The 21,091-nt window shown below is 61.5% G+C and carries 14 protein-coding genes; 9 read left to right on the plus strand and 5 right to left on the minus strand.

Annotated features, from left to right (window positions below; translation table 11 throughout):
* The first annotated feature begins 20 nt into the window (after nucleotides 1-20).
* The 5 genes from ACVIJ6_RS08690 (at nucleotide 21) to prpB (ending at nucleotide 9,803) form a co-directional block, all read left to right on the plus strand.
* Nucleotides 21-4,019: a non-ribosomal peptide synthetase gene (locus tag ACVIJ6_RS08690; protein WP_456772367.1), complete on the plus strand. Its 3,999-nt coding sequence runs from the start codon at nucleotides 21-23 to the stop codon at nucleotides 4,017-4,019.
* A 201-nt stretch (nucleotides 4,020-4,220) separates the two neighbouring features.
* Nucleotides 4,221-5,576 (plus strand): MATE family efflux transporter, encoded by a 1,356-nt coding sequence (locus ACVIJ6_RS08695; RefSeq protein WP_456772368.1) that lies wholly within the window; start codon nucleotides 4,221-4,223, stop codon nucleotides 5,574-5,576.
* 87 nt (nucleotides 5,577-5,663) lie between these two features.
* A complete protein-coding gene (locus ACVIJ6_RS08700; RefSeq protein ID WP_456772369.1) occupies nucleotides 5,664-6,182 on the plus strand; it encodes a GNAT family N-acetyltransferase in 519 nt (172 codons plus the stop codon).
* A gap of 1,170 nt (nucleotides 6,183-7,352) precedes the next feature.
* Nucleotides 7,353-8,831 carry an aldehyde dehydrogenase gene (locus tag ACVIJ6_RS08705; protein ID WP_456772370.1) on the plus strand — a complete coding sequence of 493 codons (1,479 nt, stop codon included), beginning with the start codon at nucleotides 7,353-7,355 and terminating at the stop codon, nucleotides 8,829-8,831.
* 45 nt (nucleotides 8,832-8,876) lie between these two features.
* A complete protein-coding gene (gene prpB / locus ACVIJ6_RS08710) occupies nucleotides 8,877-9,803 on the plus strand; it encodes a methylisocitrate lyase (protein ID WP_456772371.1) in 927 nt (308 codons plus the stop codon).
* A gap of 54 nt (nucleotides 9,804-9,857) precedes the next feature.
* Here prpB and ACVIJ6_RS08715 read toward each other — a convergent pair whose 3' ends face one another.
* The 3 genes from ACVIJ6_RS08715 to ACVIJ6_RS08725 form a co-directional block, all read right to left on the minus strand.
* On the minus strand, nucleotides 9,858-10,634 hold the full coding sequence (locus ACVIJ6_RS08715) for a GntR family transcriptional regulator (protein WP_456772372.1): 777 nt from the start codon (nucleotides 10,632-10,634) through the stop codon (nucleotides 9,858-9,860).
* A 306-nt stretch (nucleotides 10,635-10,940) separates the two neighbouring features.
* The gene (locus ACVIJ6_RS08720) at nucleotides 10,941-12,083 is read right to left on the minus strand and encodes a PrpF domain-containing protein (protein WP_456772373.1); all 1,143 of its coding nucleotides are present in this window, start codon (nucleotides 12,081-12,083) and stop codon (nucleotides 10,941-10,943) included.
* A 14-nt stretch (nucleotides 12,084-12,097) separates the two neighbouring features.
* The gene (locus ACVIJ6_RS08725; protein ID WP_456772374.1) at nucleotides 12,098-12,889 is read right to left on the minus strand and encodes an N-acyl homoserine lactonase family protein; all 792 of its coding nucleotides are present in this window, start codon (nucleotides 12,887-12,889) and stop codon (nucleotides 12,098-12,100) included.
* Nucleotides 12,890-13,253: 364 nt separating this feature from the next.
* Between ACVIJ6_RS08725 and tcuA the strand changes: the two genes are divergently transcribed.
* Both tcuA and ACVIJ6_RS08735 read left to right on the plus strand, forming a co-directional pair.
* Nucleotides 13,254-14,756 carry an FAD-dependent tricarballylate dehydrogenase TcuA gene (gene tcuA, locus ACVIJ6_RS08730; protein ID WP_456772375.1) on the plus strand — a complete coding sequence of 501 codons (1,503 nt, stop codon included), beginning with the start codon at nucleotides 13,254-13,256 and terminating at the stop codon, nucleotides 14,754-14,756.
* Nucleotides 14,757-14,962: 206 nt separating this feature from the next.
* Nucleotides 14,963-16,174, plus strand: a complete 1,212-nt coding sequence (locus ACVIJ6_RS08735; protein WP_456772376.1) for an ABC transporter substrate-binding protein — start codon at nucleotides 14,963-14,965, stop codon at nucleotides 16,172-16,174.
* A gap of 103 nt (nucleotides 16,175-16,277) precedes the next feature.
* Here the strand turns inward: ACVIJ6_RS08735 and ACVIJ6_RS08740 are convergent, their stop codons facing one another.
* On the minus strand, nucleotides 16,278-17,426 hold the full coding sequence (locus tag ACVIJ6_RS08740) for an acyl-CoA dehydrogenase family protein (protein ID WP_456772377.1): 1,149 nt from the start codon (nucleotides 17,424-17,426) through the stop codon (nucleotides 16,278-16,280).
* A 176-nt stretch (nucleotides 17,427-17,602) separates the two neighbouring features.
* Between ACVIJ6_RS08740 and ACVIJ6_RS08745 the strand changes: the two genes are divergently transcribed.
* Complete coding sequence (locus ACVIJ6_RS08745; protein ID WP_456772378.1) at nucleotides 17,603-18,799, plus strand: acyl-CoA dehydrogenase family protein; 1,197 nt, start codon at nucleotides 17,603-17,605, stop codon at nucleotides 18,797-18,799.
* Nucleotides 18,800-18,920: 121 nt separating this feature from the next.
* Nucleotides 18,921-19,805: an NAD(P)-dependent oxidoreductase gene (locus ACVIJ6_RS08750; protein WP_456772379.1), complete on the plus strand. Its 885-nt coding sequence runs from the start codon at nucleotides 18,921-18,923 to the stop codon at nucleotides 19,803-19,805.
* Nucleotides 19,806-19,971: 166 nt separating this feature from the next.
* On the opposite strand, the gene ACVIJ6_RS08755 is transcribed toward ACVIJ6_RS08750, so the two are convergent.
* Nucleotides 19,972-20,955, minus strand: a complete 984-nt coding sequence (locus ACVIJ6_RS08755) for a Bug family tripartite tricarboxylate transporter substrate binding protein (protein ID WP_456772380.1) — start codon at nucleotides 20,953-20,955, stop codon at nucleotides 19,972-19,974.
* Nucleotides 20,956-21,091 lie beyond the last annotated feature (136 nt).

Genomic DNA, 21,091 nt, shown 5'->3' on the forward strand with positions numbered 1-21,091 from the left:
GTCTGCCAAAGGGCAACAGCATGCAAGAACGCCCGCTTCACGAAGACGATTTTGGAGTTGTGCAGTCACTTCTCACCGCAGACGGGTTCCGCTGGGGCGACAGCACGATCATACCACGATGCAGTGAAGGACCAGTCGAGGCCTCCTTTGCTCAAAGCCGGCTTTGGTTCCTGAGCCAACTACGGCCGAACGACTGGTCGTACAATCTGGCTGCTGCGTTTCGCATTGAAGGACAGGTTGACTGCCATCGCCTCGAGCGCAGCTTCACCCGTGTCATCGAACGCCATGAAATCCTGAACACACTCATCAAGACACAGGACGGAAAGCCGTTTCAGGTACCGTCTGGCATATCCGGCGCATCCGTTCGCGTCACACAACTGGATGTCGCGTGTAATGAAACTCCCGACCCGTTGAGCGACGTTATGCGCGCGGAAGTCGTTCGTCCGTTCGATCTGGCGAATGATCTGCCATTCAGGCTCAACCTCTTTAGGACATCTGACGGCACAGCGGTGTTTCTCGTGGTAGTCCATCACGTTGCTGCCGACGGATGGTCGATCGCGCTGCTCGCACGTGATTTTGCGACCGCGTTTCTTCAAAATGGCGAACGACCATTACCGGCACTTCGGATCAGCTATCGTGATTTCGCTGCTTGGGAGCGGCAACGATGGACCGACGGGTTCATGGAGCAGCCCCTGGCTTACTGGCTGACCCGCCTCAGAGGAGCACCGCTGTGCCTCGACTTTCCGTTTGACTCATCCAGGCGGATGTCGTCGCCACGAGCACGCCGCACAGTGTTCAGCCTGCCGAGGATTGACGTAGACGGGCCGGCGCGACGTCTCAGATCGTCGTCCTATATTGTACTTCTTACGATCTATGCCTTTCTTCTGGCTCGCTATAGCGGAGCAGATGACTTGCTCATCGGCGCGACCGCGGCTGGCCGTACGCGACCAGAATTGGAAGAGATCGTTGGCCTTTTCGCAAACACACTTGTCCATCGTTTCCAGTTCGATTGGGACGTAAGCTTTGCAACTCAAATTCAGAGATTTACCCAAGAGGTCTTCGCCGATCTGGATCACCAGGACGTTCCGTTCGACAAGGTCGTTCAGAGGTCACTGAGCGAACGCAAGGGCAATTCATCTCCGCTGTTCCAAGTTGCCTTTGTACTTCAGAATGGGCCGCAACTTTCCGAAAGCCTGCCTGGGGCTGCAATCACGCAGGTCTCCGTGCCTGTGGCAGCAACGCGATTCGATCTCTCGCTGGCGGCCGAACTTGTTGATGATCAATATCGTATGACGTTATACTATAGAGATGGTCTGCTGTCAGACGAGTTCGCCGCAGATTTTTGCCGTCGATACGCCATCGCGCTCGCCAATGTTGCAAACGACGAGCGCACTCCACTTCGACGCGTGAGCATTCTTAGTGACGATGAGCAAATGTCATTTGTGTCTAATCCGGCCCGCAGGTCGGCGGCACCTCTCGATACAGAGCGCACGGTCTTCGACGTGATCTCTGAGAGATCCAATAAATCACCCGACGAAATTGCGCTGATGTTCGGCCACCATAGATGGTCATATCGCGATCTAATGTTACGAGTAGCAGAAGTCAGCGAAGCTCTGAGGACGAAGGGAGTCCGCTCCGGTAGCGTCGTAGGTCTATTGATGCGCAGGTCTGCCGAGACTGTCGCAACCATCTTGGGCATCCTATCTGCCGGAGCCGTTTATGTCCCGCTGGATCCTGACTATCCCGCCAGCCGCCTGAGTTTCATGGAAGACGACAGCGACATGGTCGTCGTCGTGACGGACACGAATACCATGAACGGAACATCATGGGTGCCAGGGTCGATGCTTATCATCGACGAGGTCTCGCGTGGAGCGTGCGGTGTGTATGAAGCGGGCCTTCCCGGCGATGCCATCTACATCATGTATACGTCTGGCTCCACGGGGCAGCCGAAGGCCGCGATCAATCTCAATCGGGGCATTGTAAACTTTGTCGAAGGCATTCAACAGAGCTATCCGATCGGTCCTGGAGATCGGGTGCTCCACAAGGCATCGCTGCAATTCGATGTTTCGGCCTGGGAGATCTTCTGGCCATTGATGCATGGTGCCAGCATTGTGATCGCGCCGTCCGGTGCTCAATCGGACCCCACTGAATTGGAGCGTCTCATCGACACCGGAGGCGTAACGGTCGCGCACTTCGTGCCATCAATGCTGGCGGCCTTCCTGGCCGGGATCTCCAGGAACTCCTGCCCAACATTAGCTACCGTATTCGTTGGGGGGGAAGCTCTTCCACCAGATTTGATATCGCGCTTTGGGGCCAAACTTCGCGCGCAGCTTATCAATAGCTATGGCCCGACAGAAACCTCCATCGGCGTGACCCTGTGGGAATGTGAAGCAGACTATCAGGGAGCTGTGTCGCCGATCGGATACCCGATGCCAAATGTCAGGCTTTACGTACTCGATAAGCACCTCAATCCCGTGCCGGACGGCGTGCCCGGGCAGTTATTTATTGCTGGCAACTGTCTCGGCGCTGGGTACTTGAACCGCCCAGATCTGAACCGAGAGCGATTTCTGTGTGAGCCGGGATACTCAGGCAAACAGATGTACGCATCGGGTGATCTTGTGAGACGACGCCCCGATGGCAGTCTGCTGTTTTTGGGACGGCTTGATCATCAGGTGAAGATTCGCGGTCAGCGTGTAGAGCTGGGCGAGATTGAGACCATCTTGCGGCAGGTGCCTGGTGTACGAGATGCGGTTGTCCTCGCCCAGAAGAGGGCATCTGAAGGCGGGCGGCTTGTTGCATATGTCTGTCGAAGCGCTGGGGCTATCCTGGACGAGCTGATCGTGCGTTCGGCGCTTGCGCGAGAGCTGCCGAGCGCCATGGTCCCGTCCCGCGTTATCCTGTTGGACGATCTTCCGACAACGGTGAATGGAAAATTGGACAGCGCGAGACTGCCGGAGCCCGACCTCGAAGACGGTTCGCAGCCTGTACCGAAGTTCATGAGCGCTATCGAAGCCATGGCAGCAGATATCTTCTATGAGGTCCTCGGAAGGCGACCTGAGAATGCGAATGCAGAGTTCTTCGCAATGGGAGGGCATTCGCTCCTCGCCGTTCAAGTTCTCTCGATCGCATATCAGCGCACCGGAAAGAGAATTCGACTCGCTCAGTTTGTTGAAGACTCAACGGTGGGCGCCCTTGCCACGCTTCTGGGTGAACCCACGGTGCGGGATAACGGCAGCGTCCATTTCCTTCGGCGCGGAACATCGGGATTTACACTTGTCCTTATTCATCCAGCGTTGGGTTTGATTTCGGGCTATCGAGAAATTGCGTCCGCGATGCCTCCCAGCTGGAATGTGCTCGGAATCGAAAATGTGGACACGCTATCCGAGGAAGAAAGCATCGAGGAGAAGGCGGCCGTCTATCTCTCCTGGATAGAAGACATGCTTCCCGGGCATAGAGTTGTTTTGGGTGGATGGTCGAGTGGAGGCTTGATTGCGTGCGAAATGGCGCGACTTATGTCCAACTCCGGGGCCGCCCCGGACCTTCTTGCGCTCATCGACAGCCATCTCCACGACGATCCAGGCGCACGATTCGCCACCGATTACAAGCCTTGGGTCGGGTTCATCAGAGCTCTCGGTCTAGACATCGACGTACTCGAAGCGCTTCCTTCGGAAGAGTTTATCCGCGGCTCTGAAGAGAAACGCATTGCACTGATAACAGAACAACTGCGGCGTATTCCGACGGGTGGGGGCGATATGACGACCTTGATCCGATCGTATAGATCAAACGCTCTGGCTGCCAGCCGATATCGACCGGACGCATTGCACGTCCCGTCGACACTCTTCATTGCATCCGAATACTCTGATCCGGACCTGATGCGACGGCGCTGGAGTGCCATTTTGCCGCTTTGCGAGTACCTCAATCTCGACGCAACTCACGAATCGATTGTCCGTGCAAACAATGCAACTAGCATTGCTGCAGCAATCGATTCTCGCGTCAGCGCAAGGCCACGGCTTCCATAGCCACGCAAGATCGTGGGGACATGTTTGATCTAATGTTTGGCGTTGGACGAACAACTGACACGTGAAAGTAGAACGTCGAAACTACGGCCGGCTGAACATCTTCGGCAAACACAAATGTGTGAATTGCCGAGCGCAAGTGTCCTGCAATTTCCCCCGTTGCGAAAGATCATCGCGAGAGGCCACGACGAAGAGGATCTACGAATGGGAGGAAATCGCGATATAGCCGGCTTCGGGCACCACCAGTTGCTCGAGAAACCCATTCTATCAGCTCTGGTCAACCTTTCTACGCCGACTGTGTCGTCAACGCTGTGCCAGATTGCCGCACAATTTTGCGAAGTGTTTTTCATAGGGCAAATTGGCACAGTTGCTTTGGCAGGCATGGGTCTTGTTTACCCAGCATTCATGCTCATGCTGACAATGGCAACTAACTCGCTGGGCAGCAGCGTCACCTCAGCTATTGCGCGAGCGTTAGGCGCAGGCCGCCGAGCGGAAGCAAACTTGCTCGTCATTCATGCCGCCGTAATCTCCGTTGCTGGTGGCTGCCTGTTCATGTGCATCTTTCTGGTTGCAGGGCCCGCGCTCTACGTTGCCATGGGAGGCACTAACGAAGCGCTTGACGAAGCCATCCGCTACTCGGACGTACTGTTCGGCGGAGCAATTGCCTTCTGGCTGGTCGGCGTTTTGATGGCAATCGTTCGAGCCTCCGGAAACGTTAAGCTGCCAGCCAACGTCGCGTTCGGTACAGCGCTGGTCAAGGTATCTCTGAGTCCGTTGCTCATGTTCGGAATTGGTCCTATTCCAGGCCTCGGGCTTCAGGGCGCAGCTATAGCGGCCGTCGCTTACTGCGTGATTGGCTCAGCAGTGCTGCTCGTGTACTTATTTAGTGGTCACGCAGCGCTATATCCATCGTTAGCGGAATTCGAATTTCGCCTTGGGCTTTTCTGGGAAATGCTACGAGTGAGCCTTCCGGGCATGCTGAACAATGCGGTTACCAACTTGATGGTGCTGTTTCTGATAACCCTGGTCGCCTCTTACGGAACCCTTGCGGTTGCCGCCTATGGCGTGGCTCTGCGAATAGAGTATCTGATGCCATCAATCGTGTTCGGCTTCGGCACTTCAATCGTGACGCTGGTCGGAACAAACATTGGAGCTAACAAGGCCAAGCGAGCTAAGCGGGCTGGCTGGTTTGGCGGTTTTCTCACTTCGGCCACGACCGGTGGGCTTGGCTTTGTGTTGGCAATATTCAGCGAGTATTGGGCCACCGTATTTAGTTCTGATCAATCAGTCGCAATGATCGCGGCGAGCTATTTTCGCCTTGTCGGGCCATCCTTTGCGTTCCTCGGACTAGCGCTGGCCCTCTATTACTATTTTATCGGTACAGGAAACGTACTGCCTGCAGTGTCTGCGCGGATCACACTCGCCCTATGCACAGGAATTGCTTCGTGGGTGACGGTTCACGTAGCTAAAGCAGAGATCTCATGGCTCTTCGGTGTGATGGCAGCATCCTTTTCGATGAATGGCATCATCATGGGGGCACTTCTGCACAGACAAAAGTGAACGCATTCTACGTTCACTTGCTCCGGATGGGGCTCTTATAGTTGATGATGCAGGTCAGGACTCGTCAGGTGGAAGCGGAGATCGAGCGTGCCCGAGGCTGCTTTCGTTACCCTTGAGACCCCGCGCCTCAAGTTGCGCCCCTTCACAAACGCGGATTTCGAGGCATTCGCTCAAATGACCGGCGACCCTCGGGTCATGCAGTATTTGGGAGATGGGCGGGCGTTGAGTCGAACCCGCGCTTGGTTTGAAATGGCTGCTTTTATCGGCCACTGGCATCTGCTTGGCTTCGGCGAATGGGCAGTTGAGGAGAAGTCGACAGGAGCTTTCGTCGGGCGGATCGGTCTGCAGCGGCCTGATGGGTGGCCGGCTACCGAGGTCGGCTGGATGTTGTGCCATGAGCACTGGGGCAAGGGTTACGCGCTCGAGGGCGCTCGCGCGGCGCTCGACTACGCGTTCCGGCAGCTGAAGAGTGAGCGCATAATCAGCATGATTCACCCGGATAATGCAGGATCAATTCGCGTTGCCGTGCGCCTTGGCGAGACCTTCGAGCGGCGAATGACTGTGAATGGTAGAGATCGCCTGATATACTCAATCAGCCAAACGTAGTCACGTCGAACGGAGATCAGGTTCTGCAGGCAGGGTATCGTAGCCGGTTTTGGTGTCGAATGATTTCTGGCTTGGGAGGCCCTGAAACGAGGCCCGATTTGCGCGGGGTGGTAGATCGCTGCGGCTTTCCAGCAGTGCTGTCGATGTTGGACAGCTCGCGGAGCCTCGTGAGCATCTGTATCGTACGCTCCGGCGAGGACCGCCAACTGAGCGATTGCCGGGCTTGAAGCTTGACCGGTTCGACGAGGCAGCACCGGATATCTCGGCGAGCCTCCAGTTCCACGCCAGCAGGTCGGAGACCTTGCTGGCCAGATGATCCGGCAACCTAGTCAGGATGTCGGTGAGCCACGGTTCATCTGCGGCGCCAGCAGCAGAACATAGTCGGCATAGATCCAGTCTGCCATCGACGAGCCCGCCGACCGGCCGGTGGCTTCCGGCGGCCCAGGCCGTTTGGCCGCCTCGCGCGGCCCGGAGAATTCGCCGTTGGCCTTGGCTCCGGCGCGTGAGGCGAGCGCCAGCCTGCAGCAGATGTTCTTGGGCTGGCGGAGAGAGTGCCCGCCACATCAAGCCATCTAAATCATTGAAATATCTATCCAGTAATTCTCACATTCTGAATTGAACACCCGAAATTGTACCCGGTCCTCAGAAGGCCTGCGCTTGAATTTGCGGTCGCGCTGAACTTCCGCCTCCTCCACATTGAAGGGTCAGCGCCGAAAGCAATCCTCGATTGCAACTTGGCCGCCCGATCGCGCCTGGAGTGGTATTGCGCTCGTCGTCTGTTGTTACGAAGAGGCGCCTTCACCGATCTGGTTGCAAGGACCGAGACAGCGCCCTGCGATTGGCTTGGCCTAAGCCGAATCCGACGATGTTCAGATCCCCCATCGTTGGCTGCGGAGCACCGTCATCGCTGGCAGTCATCATCTGATGACACCTGATGCCCAGCGACGGAATCAACGATTATTTCGCGGGCCTCGAATGGCGAAGCGGACGTCCTTGGAAATGCCGAGCCGGCACGCTCGGAACTCTCCGCTGTCGAGATTGCTCCGATCAGCAGCATGGCTCCCATCGCGGCACGGCGGCCGCTGTCCGACAGGATCAGAGAAAAGTCAACTGTTGACACTTTGCCAGGGGGCCGGCTATCAATCTGGCGTGGACAGGCGGATTTCGAGAATGGTCAAGACCTGCAAGCTCTTCATCGACGGCAAGTGGACGGATAGTTCGGACGGCAGCAGCTTTCCTGCGATCAATCCTTTCGATCAGCAGATCTGGGCGACCATCCCTTCGGCCACGCAGGCTGACGTGACCAGCGCGATTGCCGCGGCACGACGCGCTTACGAGACGAGATGGCGCCACACCACCGGAGCCGAACGCGCGACACTCCTGGGCCGGCTTGCAAGCCTGATCGAGGACAATGCGGAACCGCTGTCGGTGCTCGAGACCACCGACAATGGCAAGGTGATCCGCGAGACCCGATCGCAGATGCTGTTCGCCGCCCGACTGTTTCGCTTCTACGCCGGCTATGCTGACAAGATCTACGGCAGCGTCATCCCGCTGGATCAGCCGGGAATGGTCGATTTCGCCATGCGGGAGCCCTATGGCGTCGTCGCCATCATCACGGCGTGGAACTCGCCGATTTCGCTGCTCTCCAACAAACTCCCAGCGGCGCTCGCAGCGGGCAATTGCGTCGTCATCAAGCCTTCCGAGCACGCCTCGGTAACGACGCTGGAGATCTGCAAGCTCGTCGAGAGGGCGGGCTTCCCGCCTGGCGTCATCAACGTCGTCACCGGCGCCGGCGACGTCGGCCGCACGCTGGTCGCGAGCCAGAACATCGACAAGGTCAGCTTCACCGGAAGCCCGGCGGTCGGTCGCGAGATCGCCGCGACTGCAGGCCGGAATCTCCGCCCGGTGACGCTGGAGTTGGGCGGCAAGTCACCCAACATCATCTTCGCCGACGCGGATCTTGACAAAGCCGTGGTTGGAGCGCTTGCGGGAATTTTCGGGGCAACCGGCCAGACCTGCATCGCAGGCTCCCGCCTGCTCGTGCAGCGTCCGGTCTATCAGCAGGTCGTGCAACGTCTCGCCGCGCGGGCCGAAAAGATCGTGATGGGAGATCCGCGCGATCCGGCCACCGAGATGGGGACGGCGGCCAACACGCCGCAGTTCGATCGGATCATGGAGTTCATCGGTGCCGCCCGCAAGGAGGGCGCCCGACTGGTGACCGGCGGAGAGCCGGCACGTGACGGTGCCTTGGCCAGGGGACTGTTCATCAGGCCGACGATCTTCGCAGACGTGAACAACCAGATGCGGGTTGCCCGCGAGGAGATCTTCGGACCGGTGCTGTCGATCATTCCGTTCGACGACGAAGCGGACGCGGTGACCATCGGCAATGATACGGAGTACGGCCTGGCTTGCGGCGTCTGGACGCAGAACCTGCCGCGGGCGATGCGCATGATCCGGGTGATGCGGACCGGCGTCGTCTGGGTGAACACCTACCGCGTGGTGTCCGCTCAGGCTCCCTTCGGCGGCGTGAAGAACTCCGGCTTCGGCCGTGAGCGCGGCGAACAGGGCCTGCTCGAATTCACTGTCAGCAAGAACGTGATGATCGATTTCTCCGACGAGACAAGAGATCCATTCGCGATCAGAGTCTAGGGCGCCGTCAGCGCCGGCCAAGCCGTTCAGCGAAGGTACGAGAACATGACCTATCTGGTCGCCGCCGACCTGCCAACGATGCCAGCCGGCGAACGTTTCCGCAATCTGCTCAAGCGTCCCGGGATCCTGCAGATTCCGGGCGCGCATTGCGGGCTCGCAGCGCTGCAGGCCAGGCAGGCCAGGTTCGAAGCCGTCTATCTGTCAGGCGCGGCGATGTCCGCATCGATGGGATTGCCTGACCTCGGCATCCTGACGATCGATGACGTGTGCTTCTACACGCGGCAGGTTTCACGGGCGGCCCATCTTCCGGTCCTCGTCGACGGCGACACCGGCTATGGCGAAGCGCTCAATGTCATGAGCATGGTGCGAGCATTCGAGGACGCCGGAGCGGCGGCGGTGCAGATCGAGGACCAGATCCTGCCCAAGAAATGCGGTCACCTGAACGACAAGAAGCTGATCGCGCCAGAGGAGATGGCGGCCAAGGTCGCGGCCGCCGTCAAGGCGCGGCGGCATCTCTACATCGTCGCGCGAACGGACGCGGCATCGAGCGAGGGACTGGACGCCGCCATCCAGCGCGCCAAGCTCTACGTCGAGGCCGGAGCGGATGCCATCTTTCCCGAAGCGCTGACCGATCGGGACGCGTTCGCGAAGTTTGCCGACGCGATCCAGGTGCCGCTGCTCGCCAACATGACCGAGTTCGGCCGCACGCCATTCATGACCTCCGCCGATTTCGAGCAGCTCGGCTACAAGATGGTGATCTGGCCGGTGAGCTCGCTGCGCATGGCTGCAAAGGCGCATGCAGACCTGTTCGAAGGCATTCGCAGGGATGGCGGAACACATCGGCTGATCGACCGCATGCAGACCCGCGCCGAACTCTACGCCACGATCGGATATCACGAATACGAAGCGCTCGACTCCTCGATCATCAGATCGGTGACGCCGGAGGAGATGCCGCAGGACCAGGCGGACTGACCGTCCATGGCCGATGAATTGCAGGCAAGTCGCCGCCCGAACAGGAGAAACGCACTATCGTCGTTCGCTTGCTGCAGCCTTTTCACGCGGCGGACGGCCGCCCCCTGCCCTGGGCTTGGTCGCCGCGGCGGGCGGATCGACATCCTGACGCAGCGTGGCGGCCAACATCTGCTCCTCGACGTACCGACGCGCGTTTCTGATGTGCAGCCGCATCTTGCGCTCGGCATCCTCCGGATCGCGACGGCACAGCGCCGCGACGATGTCCTTGTGCTCCTTCAGCGCCAGCCTGGCGCGACCGGGCTTGGTGCTCGATTTGTAGCGGTAGACCCGCAGCAGATAATACAGGTCCTCGCAGAGCATGTTGATCAGGCGGGCGTTGCGGCTTCCCTTGACGATCCGAAAATGGAAATCGAAATCTTTCGATTCCTGATAGTAGCCGGTGCCCTCCTGGACGCTGCGCTGCTGCTGGTGCTGATCGAGCAGCTCAGACAGCGCTTCCAACTCCTCATCGGTCATGTTCGTAGCGGCCAGCGAGCAGGCGAGCCCCTCGAGCACTTCGCGAAGCTGCAGGACCTCATAGAGATCCTTCGGCGAGATCGCCGCCACCCTGACGCCGATGTTGGGCGTGCGCTCGAGCAGCTTGCGTCCTTCCAGCCGACGGATCGCCTCGCGGAGCGGACCACGGCTGACGCCGAGCGATGCGGCCAGCGTCTGCTCGCGCAACTTGCTGCCCGGCTGAAGCTCGCCGCTGATGATCGCGCCTTCGATGCGCTCGACGAGCGTGTCCACCAGCGACCGTGCTGAGACTTTGCGATTGAGTAACTCGGTCATCGTGCCCTTTCGAAGCCTACGGCAGCCTTGCAGAATCCCTGGGACTGATCAGTTCAGCGTCGGACACAACAGGCAAAGATGCCGGGTTCCCGGGGGCGATCCCGCAAGCGCGGCAGCCTCATCGACGCCTATGTAGCACGAGGACGGCAGATTCCTACTATCCCGTGGCTGATACCGCTCCCGTTTTCAACCGAAATAAGTCGAAAGAACAAACGCTTACGCAAATATTGACGGGCGCCCCCGGGCGCGCCGTCGCCGCACAGCGAAGTCGAGATCGCGGCCGCCGGCCGAAGTCGTCGCCGCAGCCTAGGACGCGGAGCGATAGATCACCTGCCCCTCGAACAGCCGACGCGCGGTTCTGTAGACGGCTCCGTAGTCGGCCGTCAGCATCCCTCCTTCCCCGGACACACGAGCGTCCACCAGTGTCACTCCTGACGGATGGGCAATACGGATCGGACCGGCCGCCGTCGTTAGTGCAGCTGGCAGACTGCCAGGAATCCGGGTCGCCACGGCGAGACAGATCGCGCCCGTGATCGGGACCGCTCGGTGTGGCTGTCCCACGGAAATCATCCGGACGGAGAGGTCCGCATCCGCCGCCTTGAGCTCACGGCCGGACAGCGTTCGCCCTGCCTTGGGGACCGAAACCATCGCGACCTTCGGGACGCCGGTCATTCGCCGGGCGCTGTCACGGTCTGTCGCGATTCCCATCGCGACCGACGCACAGCAACGGATCTCTTCCATGCGCGCGAGAAAGATCTCGTCGCGCTCGAGCGCTTGCGGCGGCTCGTCGCCGGCCTTCCCGACCGCCTCGGCCGCCACAAACACACAAGGATTGGCGGCATCGACGCACGACGTCTCGATGCGCCCGAGGCCAGCGATGTCGAACGTGTCAAGGGCATGCCCCGTCGGCAGAAGCCGTCCCGTCCTGGCGCCGCCGGGCGCAACGAATTCGAGCCGGATCGGAGCCGCCGTTCCGGCAACGCCGTCGATTTCGGCGTCGCCGTGCGCAGCCAGCCTGCCGCCCTCGACGGGAAACCGCGCCACGATGATCTTCGAGGTGTTCGTATTGTGGATTCGAACGACGGCTTCGCCGTCGGTCGGCCTATCGACGATGCCCTCCTCGATTGCGAAGGGGCCGACGGCCGATGACATGTTGCCGCAATTGCCGCCATAATCGACAAACGTATCCTGGATGCCGACCTGGACGAAGGTGTAGTCGACGTCGGCATCCGCTCTCGTCGATGGACCGATGACGCAGATCTTGGACAACGAGGAGAGCCCGCCGCCCATGCCGTCCAATTGCCGGCCGTTCGGATCGGGCGAGCCCATCACCTGAAGGAAGATCGGATCCCAGTCGTCACGGTCGGCCGGCAGATGCCCGCGCTGGAACATGACCGCCTTGGACGTCCCACCCCGCATGAAAACCGCAGGCAGCCGGCGATACAGCATGAGCCTTCACGTCCTCACGTCAGCGGATCGGCGTCGAGCCGAACGATGTCTGCAGGTCCACCCGGCTGCGCCGGATAGCGTGCGAGAACGAGCGGATCGTGCCCAGGGATGATGTGAGCCGGCGACGAAGCGAGCTTGAGCATCGCATCGTAGCCGTCGAGCATCTCGCTCAGATCGCAGACGATCGGAAACGGCCGGCGCTGCTCGAAATTGGCGTAATAATGCGAGGCGTCGGACGCCAGGACCACCCATCCGCGCCGGGTCCGGACGCGCACGAATTGCAGTCCGCGGGAGTGCCCGCCGACGAGATGCACCGTGACGCCATCGGCGATCTCGCTCGCACCATCATGGAACGTGACTCGTCCCTGATAGAGCTTGTGGATCATCGCGCTGACATCCTCAGCCTCGAATGGATGGCGCAGCGTCGCATGGCACATGCATCGTCCGGTGCAGTACTGCATTTCCCGATCCTGCACGTGATAGGTCGCGTTCGGCAGGATATCGTGATTGCCGGCATGATCGTAATGCATATGCGTCACGACAACGTCCTTGACGCTCTCGAGCGCGATCCCTGCAGCCTTCAAGCCTTCGGCCACCGGACGCCGGACCTGCCGCTGGCGCTTGCGTCCCATCGTCTCGTCGAATCCGGTATCGACGACGATCGTGCGCCCCCCGCCCTTGAGCGCCCAGACGAAGAAATCCATCGGCATCGGACCATCATGCGGGTCTCCGCCGATGAAGTTGTCGCGCGCCCGCCGTTCGGCGATCTGCGCATAGTGGACAGCGACGATTTCGTATTCGGACATGCCTTGCTCCCGGTCAGGCGGTCGCCCAGCGGCGTTGCAGCGCATCGCGGCCCGCCGATGCAGCGTTCGGCGTCACCGTCCCGCCCTGCGATCGCAGCAAGCGACGGAGCGCCCGGCAGACCATTAGGCCGGCGCGACCCGCGGCACTGCGACTTTCCCTAGGAGTTTCCATGAGCATCCTTATTGTAGGAACTTGCTGGTTCGGATTGCAGGACCCGAACCTGAAGTTCAGTGCGATGCCACCACAGCCGCACCATACTGTCAACAGTTCTCACAAAAAGTGCAAACTGTAGACACTTGATGCAATTCGCGCTAAGAGGACGGCAGGAAAGCCAAGAACAACTCCTCGGGAAAGGATTCTGCCGTGAAGGAATACGACGTCATCGTTGCCGGCGCGGGCAATGCCGCGCTGTGTGCCGCAATTTCCGCGCATGAGAACGGGGCACGCGTGCTGATTCTCGAACGCGCTCCGGAGGCGGAAAAGGGCGGTAACTCCTACTTCACCGCCGGCGGCTTTCGCTTCGTGCACGATGGCGCCGAGGACATCGCCAAGGACATCATCCCGGATCTCACGCCGGAAGAGCGCGCCAAGATCGTCATTCCGCCGCATACGCGCGAGTTCTTCTACAACCAACTGATGGAGATCACGCACCACCAGTCCGACGAAGACCTCGCCAACCTCCTGATCGACCGCTCCCGATCCACCATGGGCTGGCTCCGCGGTCATGGCATCCGCTTCGTCCCGATGTATGGCCGGCAGTCCTTCCTGGTCGACGGCAAGCACCACTTCTATGGCGGCGTCAACATCGAGGCGGTCGGCGGCGGCGCGGGCCTGGTCGAGGCCGAGCTGGCGCGGGCGCAGAAGCTCGGCATCGAGATCCGCTATGGCACCGCGTTGATCGGGCTGGTGCAGCGCGATGATCGCGTGATCACCGCGGTCAAGGTCAGGACCCAGCAGGGCTATGCCGAGATTCCGGCGAAGTCCGTGATCCTTGCCTGCGGCGGCTTCGAGTCCAATCCCGAGCTGCGCGTCCGCTATCTCGGACCGGGCTGGGATCTCTGCCGCGTGCGCGGCACCCGCCACAACATGGGTGAAGGCATCTTTGCCGCGCTCGCCATCGGCGCGCGCCCCTATGGCAACTGGTCGAGCTGCCACGCCTGCGAATGGGATATTTCCGCCCCGCCCTATGGCGACCGCTGGGTGCTGGACAATTTCCAGAAGCATTCCTATCCGCTCGGCATCATGGTCAACCTCAACAGCAAGCGCTTCGTCGACGAGGGCGAGGACTATCGCAACCTGACTTACGCAAAGTTCGGCCGCGAGATCATGAACCAGCCGCGCCGCACTGCGATCCAGATCTTCGATCAGCAGACGGTCGGCATGCTGCGGGACGAGTATCGCATCAAGCAGGTGACCAAGGCGGAATCCGACACGATCGCCGGCCTCGCCGAGCAGCTCGAGCTCGATCCCGTGGAGCTGGAGAAGACGATCAGCGCATACAACGCGGCCTGCGGTCCCGAGCCGTACAATCCGGCCGTGCTCGACGGCAAGGCGGCGCGCGGCATCTCGCCGCCCAAATCCAACTGGGCGCTTCCGATCAACCAGCCGCCTTACGTGGCCTTTGTGACGACGACCGGCATCACCTTCACCTTCGGCGGCCTGCAGGTCAACACGCGCGGCGAGGTGCAGGATATGACCGACCAATCCATCCCCGGCCTCTATGCGGCGGGCGAGCTGGTGGGCGGGCTGTTCTTCGAGAACTATCCGGGCGGCACCGGGCTGATGTCCGGCTCGGTGTTCGGCAAGCTCGCCGGCGAAAGCGCGGCAGCCTATGTCGGCGCAAATCCGCGACAATCGGCGGCTTGAGCGAGCGACCCCACTTCATTTGACAGATCGATCAAGCGGCCTGCCCAGCGCACTGGCTACGACCTGGCGCTGGGCGGGTGACGGACTTGGTGAGAGCGCTCCTGCTTCGGCCTGAATGGCTGAGGCCGGCAGGTCGGCGCGCGCGCGGTCGCGTGTATCGATGAGACCCCTGACTTCAACAAAGCAAGAACGCACCAGGAGGAGACATGCCAAATTTCTTGAGAGGAACCACGCGCGCGCTCTGCATGGCGCTCATCATCGCCGGCACGAGTGCCGCCATGGGCGGCGACAACGATCCGGTCAAGATCGGCGTCCTGACCGATATGAGCAGCCTCTATAAGGATATCGGTGGTCCAGGCAGCGTCGAGGCGGCCAAGATGGCCGTCGAGGATTTCGGCGGCAGCGTTCTCGGCAAGCCCATCGAGGTCATATCCGCCGACAGTCAGGTCAAGGTCGACGTTTCCACGAACATTGCCCGCAGCTGGTTCGATTCGGGGGTCGACGTCATCACCGACCTGCCCTCGTCCGGCATCGCGCTCGCGATCATGGAGATGTCCAAGACCAAGAAGAAGATCGTCCTGGCCACCGCCGCCGGCAGCTCGGAAATCACCGGCAAATCCTGCTCACCCTACACGGCCCATTGGATCTGGGACACCTACGCCATGTCGGCCAGCATCGGCGGGGCCGTTGCCAGGCGCGGTGGCAAGGACTGGTTCTTCATCTCCGCCGACTATGTCTTCGGCCAGACTCTGGAGCGTGACACGACGGCCATTGTCACGGCCAATGGGGGCCGCGTGCTGGGTTCGGTCAAGCACCCGCTCAACACGTCGGACTTCTCATCCTATCTGCTCCAGGCCCAGTCCTCCGGCGCCAAGGTCCTCGCTCTGGCCAATGCCGGTGCCGACACTACCAATGCCCTGAAGCAGGCGATCGAATTCGGCTTGCCGAAATCCGGCATCGAGCTGGTGGCGATGGTTGCCTTCGTCTCGGACGTCTATGGCCTCGGGCTCAAGGATTCGCAGGGGCTGATGCTGGCGGAGGCGTTCTATTGGGACATGAATGACGAGACCCGCGCCTTCTCCAGCCGCTTCTATGAGCGCATGAAGCGCATGCCGACCATGATCCAGGCCGGCACCTACAGCGCGATCATGCATTACCTCAAATCCGTCCAGGCCGTCGGCAGCAAGGATGCCGACAAGGTGATGGCGCAGATGCGCGCGGCGCCGATCAACGACTTCATGACCCATAACGGTAAGTTGCGCGCCGACGGCCGCGTGCTGCGCGACATGTACCTGTTCCAGGTCAAGACGCCGGTGGAGTCGAAGGGTCCCTGGGATCTGTACAGACTGATCGAAACGATTCCCGCAGAGAAGGCCTTCCGGTCGATGGCAGAGGGTGGTTGCCCACTCGTGAAATAGCAGGCGCGCCATCCCAGCCGGCGCTGCCACGCGAACGCGGGCGGTGCCGGCGTCCCGCGACTCCAGCCGTTAGAGCCGCCATATTGGCGGCATCACGTCCAGGTCAGACGGACAGAAGCGAGCGGGTCAGGTCTGCGTGCCGACGATAGTGATGGGCACTTCCTCCGAACAAGGTATCGATCGCGACCAGCCGTTTGAAATACGCACCGACATCCAGTTCCTCGGTCACCCCCATGGCGCCATGCAGCTGGATCGCCTGCTCGCCGACGAACCGCGCGCATCGTCCGACCTTCGCCTTGGCCGCAGATGCCGCGCGTGACCGCGCGATGGGATCGGCCTCGACCATCAGCGCCGCGCGGAGCGCGATCGAGCGGGCCTCGTCGCATTGCACCGCCATGTCGGCAAGCCGATGCCTGACGACCTGATTGGCCGATAGCGGGCGCCCGAACTGCTTGCGGACGGACGTATATTCCACGGTCATCTCCAGCAGTTTCTGCATGATGCCGGCAGCCTCTGCACACAGCGCGGCGATCGCGCGGTCGACGGCCCATTCGATGTCGCCCAGCGCGTCACACGCCTCGCCCAATAGCGCGGTGGCCGGCAGCTTGACGTCCGTGAGGTCGAGGTGACTGGCGCGGCCGCCGCCGAGACAGGGGAAGTCGTGCACCGCGAGGCCTGGTGTTGCCGACGGGATCAGGAACAGTCCCAGTCCGCCCGACAGCCTCGACGACGCCAGCATCTGCACGGAGACAATGAAGAAGTCTGCAGCACGGCCGTCGAGCACCGCGATCTTGCTGCCCTTCACCTGCCAGCCGGTCTCGATGTCCGTCGCGCGCGTCGCGACAGCGGCCAGGTCGAAGCGAGCAGTGCGTTCTGCGTGAGCAAAGGCGAGCCGTACGGTCCCGTCGGCAACCCTCGGTAACAACGCCTGCTTTTGCGCCTCGGTCCCCCGCCTGCCGACCAGGCCGGCGCCGAGCACAACGGTCGACAGATAGGGCTCCGACACGAGGCCCCGTCCGAACGCTTCCATCAGGATGGCGATCTCGACCGCACTGCCGCCGAGCCCGCCACAGGCCTCCTCGAGCGGAAGCGCCAGCCAGCCGAGTTCGGCGAATTGCCGCCAATCATCCCGCACGACATCTGGCGCATCGTGAACTGCGGCTCGGCGAGCGTCATTGCTGCGTCGATTGGCGACAAAGCGCTGCACGGCTTCGCGCAACAGCCGCTGCTCCTCGTTCGGATTGAGATCCATGCTGCCTGTCCTGCCATCACCGGGCGCGGCGAGCGACGCCGACGCTCTGCCGACACGCGTCTGCGGTTGCTGCGTTGCTTGACAGAAAACCGAAAGGCACAGATTGTCAACAGTTGTCAGTTTGTGCCGCTACCCTGCACGGGAGGCGACGTGCACGCAGCTTCGAGGAGACGGACGTGGACCTCAATCTGGATGCAGACGAACTCAGCTTCGCCGAAGAAGTCCGGGACTTCCTCGCAGCCAATCTGACGCCGGACATGAAGCGGGCCTGGGCCATGACCGCGTCGGCCTCCTCCGAACCCGAGATCGGGATGGCCTGGCAGCGCGCGCTGCATCGGCGCGGCTGGGGCGCGCACGGATGGCCCGCCGAATATGGCGGCCCGGGCTGGTCCTTCACGCAAAAATGGATCTTCGAGACCGAATGTGCCCGGGCCGGGACGCCGAACGTAAACAGCATGGGCGTCAACATGGTCGGGCCGGTCATCATCGGCTTCGGCTCGCCCGAGCAGAAGCGATTCTATCTGCCGAGAATCCTGTCCGGCGAGGATTATTGGTGCCAGGGCTATTCCGAGCCAGGCGCAGGATCCGACCTCGCCTCGCTGCAGACACGCGCGAGGCGCGATGGCGACGACTATGTCATCACCGGCAGCAAGATCTGGATCACGCACGCGCACCATGCCAATCGCATGTTCGCCCTGGTGCGCACCAATGAGACCGAGCGAAAGCAGAACGGCATCTCCTTCATCCTGGTCGACATGAAGAGCCCAGGCATCACGGTCCGGCCGATCGTGACGATCGGCGGCGACCACGAGGTGAACCAGGTGTTCCTGGACGACGTCCGCGTGCCGGTCGCCAATCGCGTCGGCGACGAAGGCGCAGGATGGACCTACGGAAAATATCTTCTCGAGTTCGAGCGCGGCTCGCGCATCATGTCGGCCAAGCTCCGCGCTGCGCTCCGGGCGGTGACTGACCTCGCGGCCAACGTAATCACCGGCCCGGCGATCCGCGATCCGGACATCGGTCTTCGCCTGTCCGAGGTCGAGATCGACATCGACACCTTGGAAATGCAGGAGCTTCAGCTGCTCTCTGCATTGCAGTCCGGGCAGAATCCCGGAGCGGCGTCGTCGCTGCTCAAGCTGCGGGCCAGCGAAATCCGGCAGGCGGTGACCCGGCTCGGGGCTGACGTGATCGGGTATGATGGTCTCGCCGTGGAATCCGCCCGCCCGCTGTATCGGCTCGATCACGAGGCCGTGCTGCCGGACGCCCTGCTTGCGGTGATGCCGACCTATCTCAACAGCCGCGCCTATACGATCTTCGGCGGTACATCCGAGGTCCAGCGCGACGTCATCGCCAAGCAGATGCTCGGACTGTGAGGATCATGTTGACGGCACGGCTCGGCTTGCCGATGAGAACACCAGCAGACTGCCGGTCCAGGGACGAATCCGAAGAACCGCATCGGGCCGCATCCAGAACAAGCGACACAGGGAGGTTGACATGACGCAGAAGATTGCCGTGATCGGCATGGGCCAGATGGGGTCGGCGATGGCCTCGCGACTTCGCGATTCGAATTTCGACGTCGTCGGATTCGACGTCAGCGCCGAGCAGCGCGCGCGCCTTGCCAAAGACGGCTTCCGCATGGCCACGAGCATCGCCGACGCCTTGGACGGCCGCTCTATCATTCTGACCAGCCTGCCGGACCCGAAAGCGGTCCAGGACGCCTGGCTCGGGTCCGGCGGCATCGTGTCGAGCGCGGCCAAGGACAGCCTGTGCATCGAGCTCAGCACCATCGACCCGCAGACGATGCGGATCGTTGCAGACGCGGCGGCGGCGCGCGGCATCGCCGTCGTCGACTGCCCTGTCAGCGGCGGGCCGAATGAGGCCCGCACCGGCAAGCTGATCTTGATTGCCGGCGGCGAGCTTGCCGACGTCACCCGCGCGGAGCCGGTGCTGCAGCAACTTGGCGCGGAGTGGAAGCACACGGGCGCGGTCGGCACCGCGAAAGCGGTCAAGATCGTCAACAACATGATGACGATGGGCAACGTGCTCGTCGCAGCAGAGGCCTTTGCCCTCGGCGTCGCCGCCGGCGTCGAGCCGCAGAAGCTCTATGACGTGCTCTCCGTCAGCGGTGGCCGCTCGCATCACTTCACCAAGCGCTTTCCGAATGCGCTCAAGGGCGACTTCTCGCCGGGCTTCAAGATGGAGCTGGGCGAGAAGGATCTTGCGCTCGCGATCGAGCTCGGACGGACGATGAAGATGCCGACGCCATCGGCATCGGCATCGCGCGAGCTCTATGCGCTGGCGCTGGCCGAGGGCTTCAGGGGACAGGACATCGTTGCATTGCTGGCGATGTACCAGAATTGGGCGCAGTCATCGAAATAGCTTCGCGTCCGCCGGCAGGACACTGATCCTGCCGGACCGGACGATATTGTTTGATTGAATACGACTGTGAGATTCCGTTATCGCACTCAGGCGCGTTCACCACAGCATGGCTCATCAGGAGCCGAGCATGGGCCTCGATCACGGGCCATGAGAGGACATCGCGAGATCATTCCGGCCTGATGCCTGCCTTGCTGACAATGTCCGCAAGCTCCTTCGTCTCCTGCTGGATTTTTGCCACGAATTCGGGTCGGGTGATCACCGAGACCAGCCCCTGGGCTTCGAGGCGCGACACGACGGCGGGGTCGGCCGCCGCGGCTGCGACCTGCTGATACAACAGGTCCACCACGGGCGCGGGCGTGGCCTTGGGAACGAACAAGCCGACCCAGAACGAGACGTCGAAGCCGGGATAGCCGGCCTCGATCATGGTCGGCACATCCGGCAGCGCCGCAAGGCGCTCGCGCGACGACACCGCCAGGGCGCGCAACTTGCCGGCCTTGACGAGCTGAAGGGCGGACAGCGTATCGAAGATCGCCAAGACCTCCTGCGACAACGCAGCGACCTCGGCCGCAGCGGCTCCCCTGTAGGGAACGTGGATCATCTTGATGCCGGCGCGCAGGCTCAGCAACTCGAAGGCGAGATGAGTGATGTTGCCGTTGCCGGCCGAGCCGTATGGAATTTCCTCCGGCTTCTGCTTCGCCGCGGCGACGAGATCGGCGACCGTCTTGATGTTGGCGGCCTTCGGATTCTCAGGGTTGACCGCCAGGATCAGCGGCACCGAAACCACCGTCGTGATCGGCGTGAAATCACGCTCTGGACTGTAGCGAATGTCCTTGAACAACGTCGGGTTCAGCGTGATCGTGCTGCTGTTGCTGACGAAGATCGTATGGCCATCGGGCTCCGCGCGGGCCACCGCCTCCGCAGCCAGCATGCCGTTCGCCCCGCTGCGGTTCTCGACGATGAAGGGCTGGCCCAGCCGGCTGCTCATGCGCTCGCCGAGAATTCGCGCGACGACATCGATCGTGCCGCCGGGGGCGAAGCCGACGATCATCTTGACCGCCTTGGTCGGATAGGTCTGGGCGGCGACCGTTTGCGCTGAAACAGTCAGACCGAGCGCCAGCAGAGCGAATCCCAGCCGGATCACGTGTGTCATCGGTTCCTCCCGCGGACGGTGTCATTGACCGGATGCCGTCCGGTCCTCGCTGATAGCGCCGTATCTGCCAACTGTCTACAGATTACAATATTGGCAGCGTGTGGTAACATGGCCCCGATCAACCCGTGCGCCCTCA

The sequence above is a fragment of the Bradyrhizobium sp. USDA 4369 genome, from assembly GCF_054056435.1.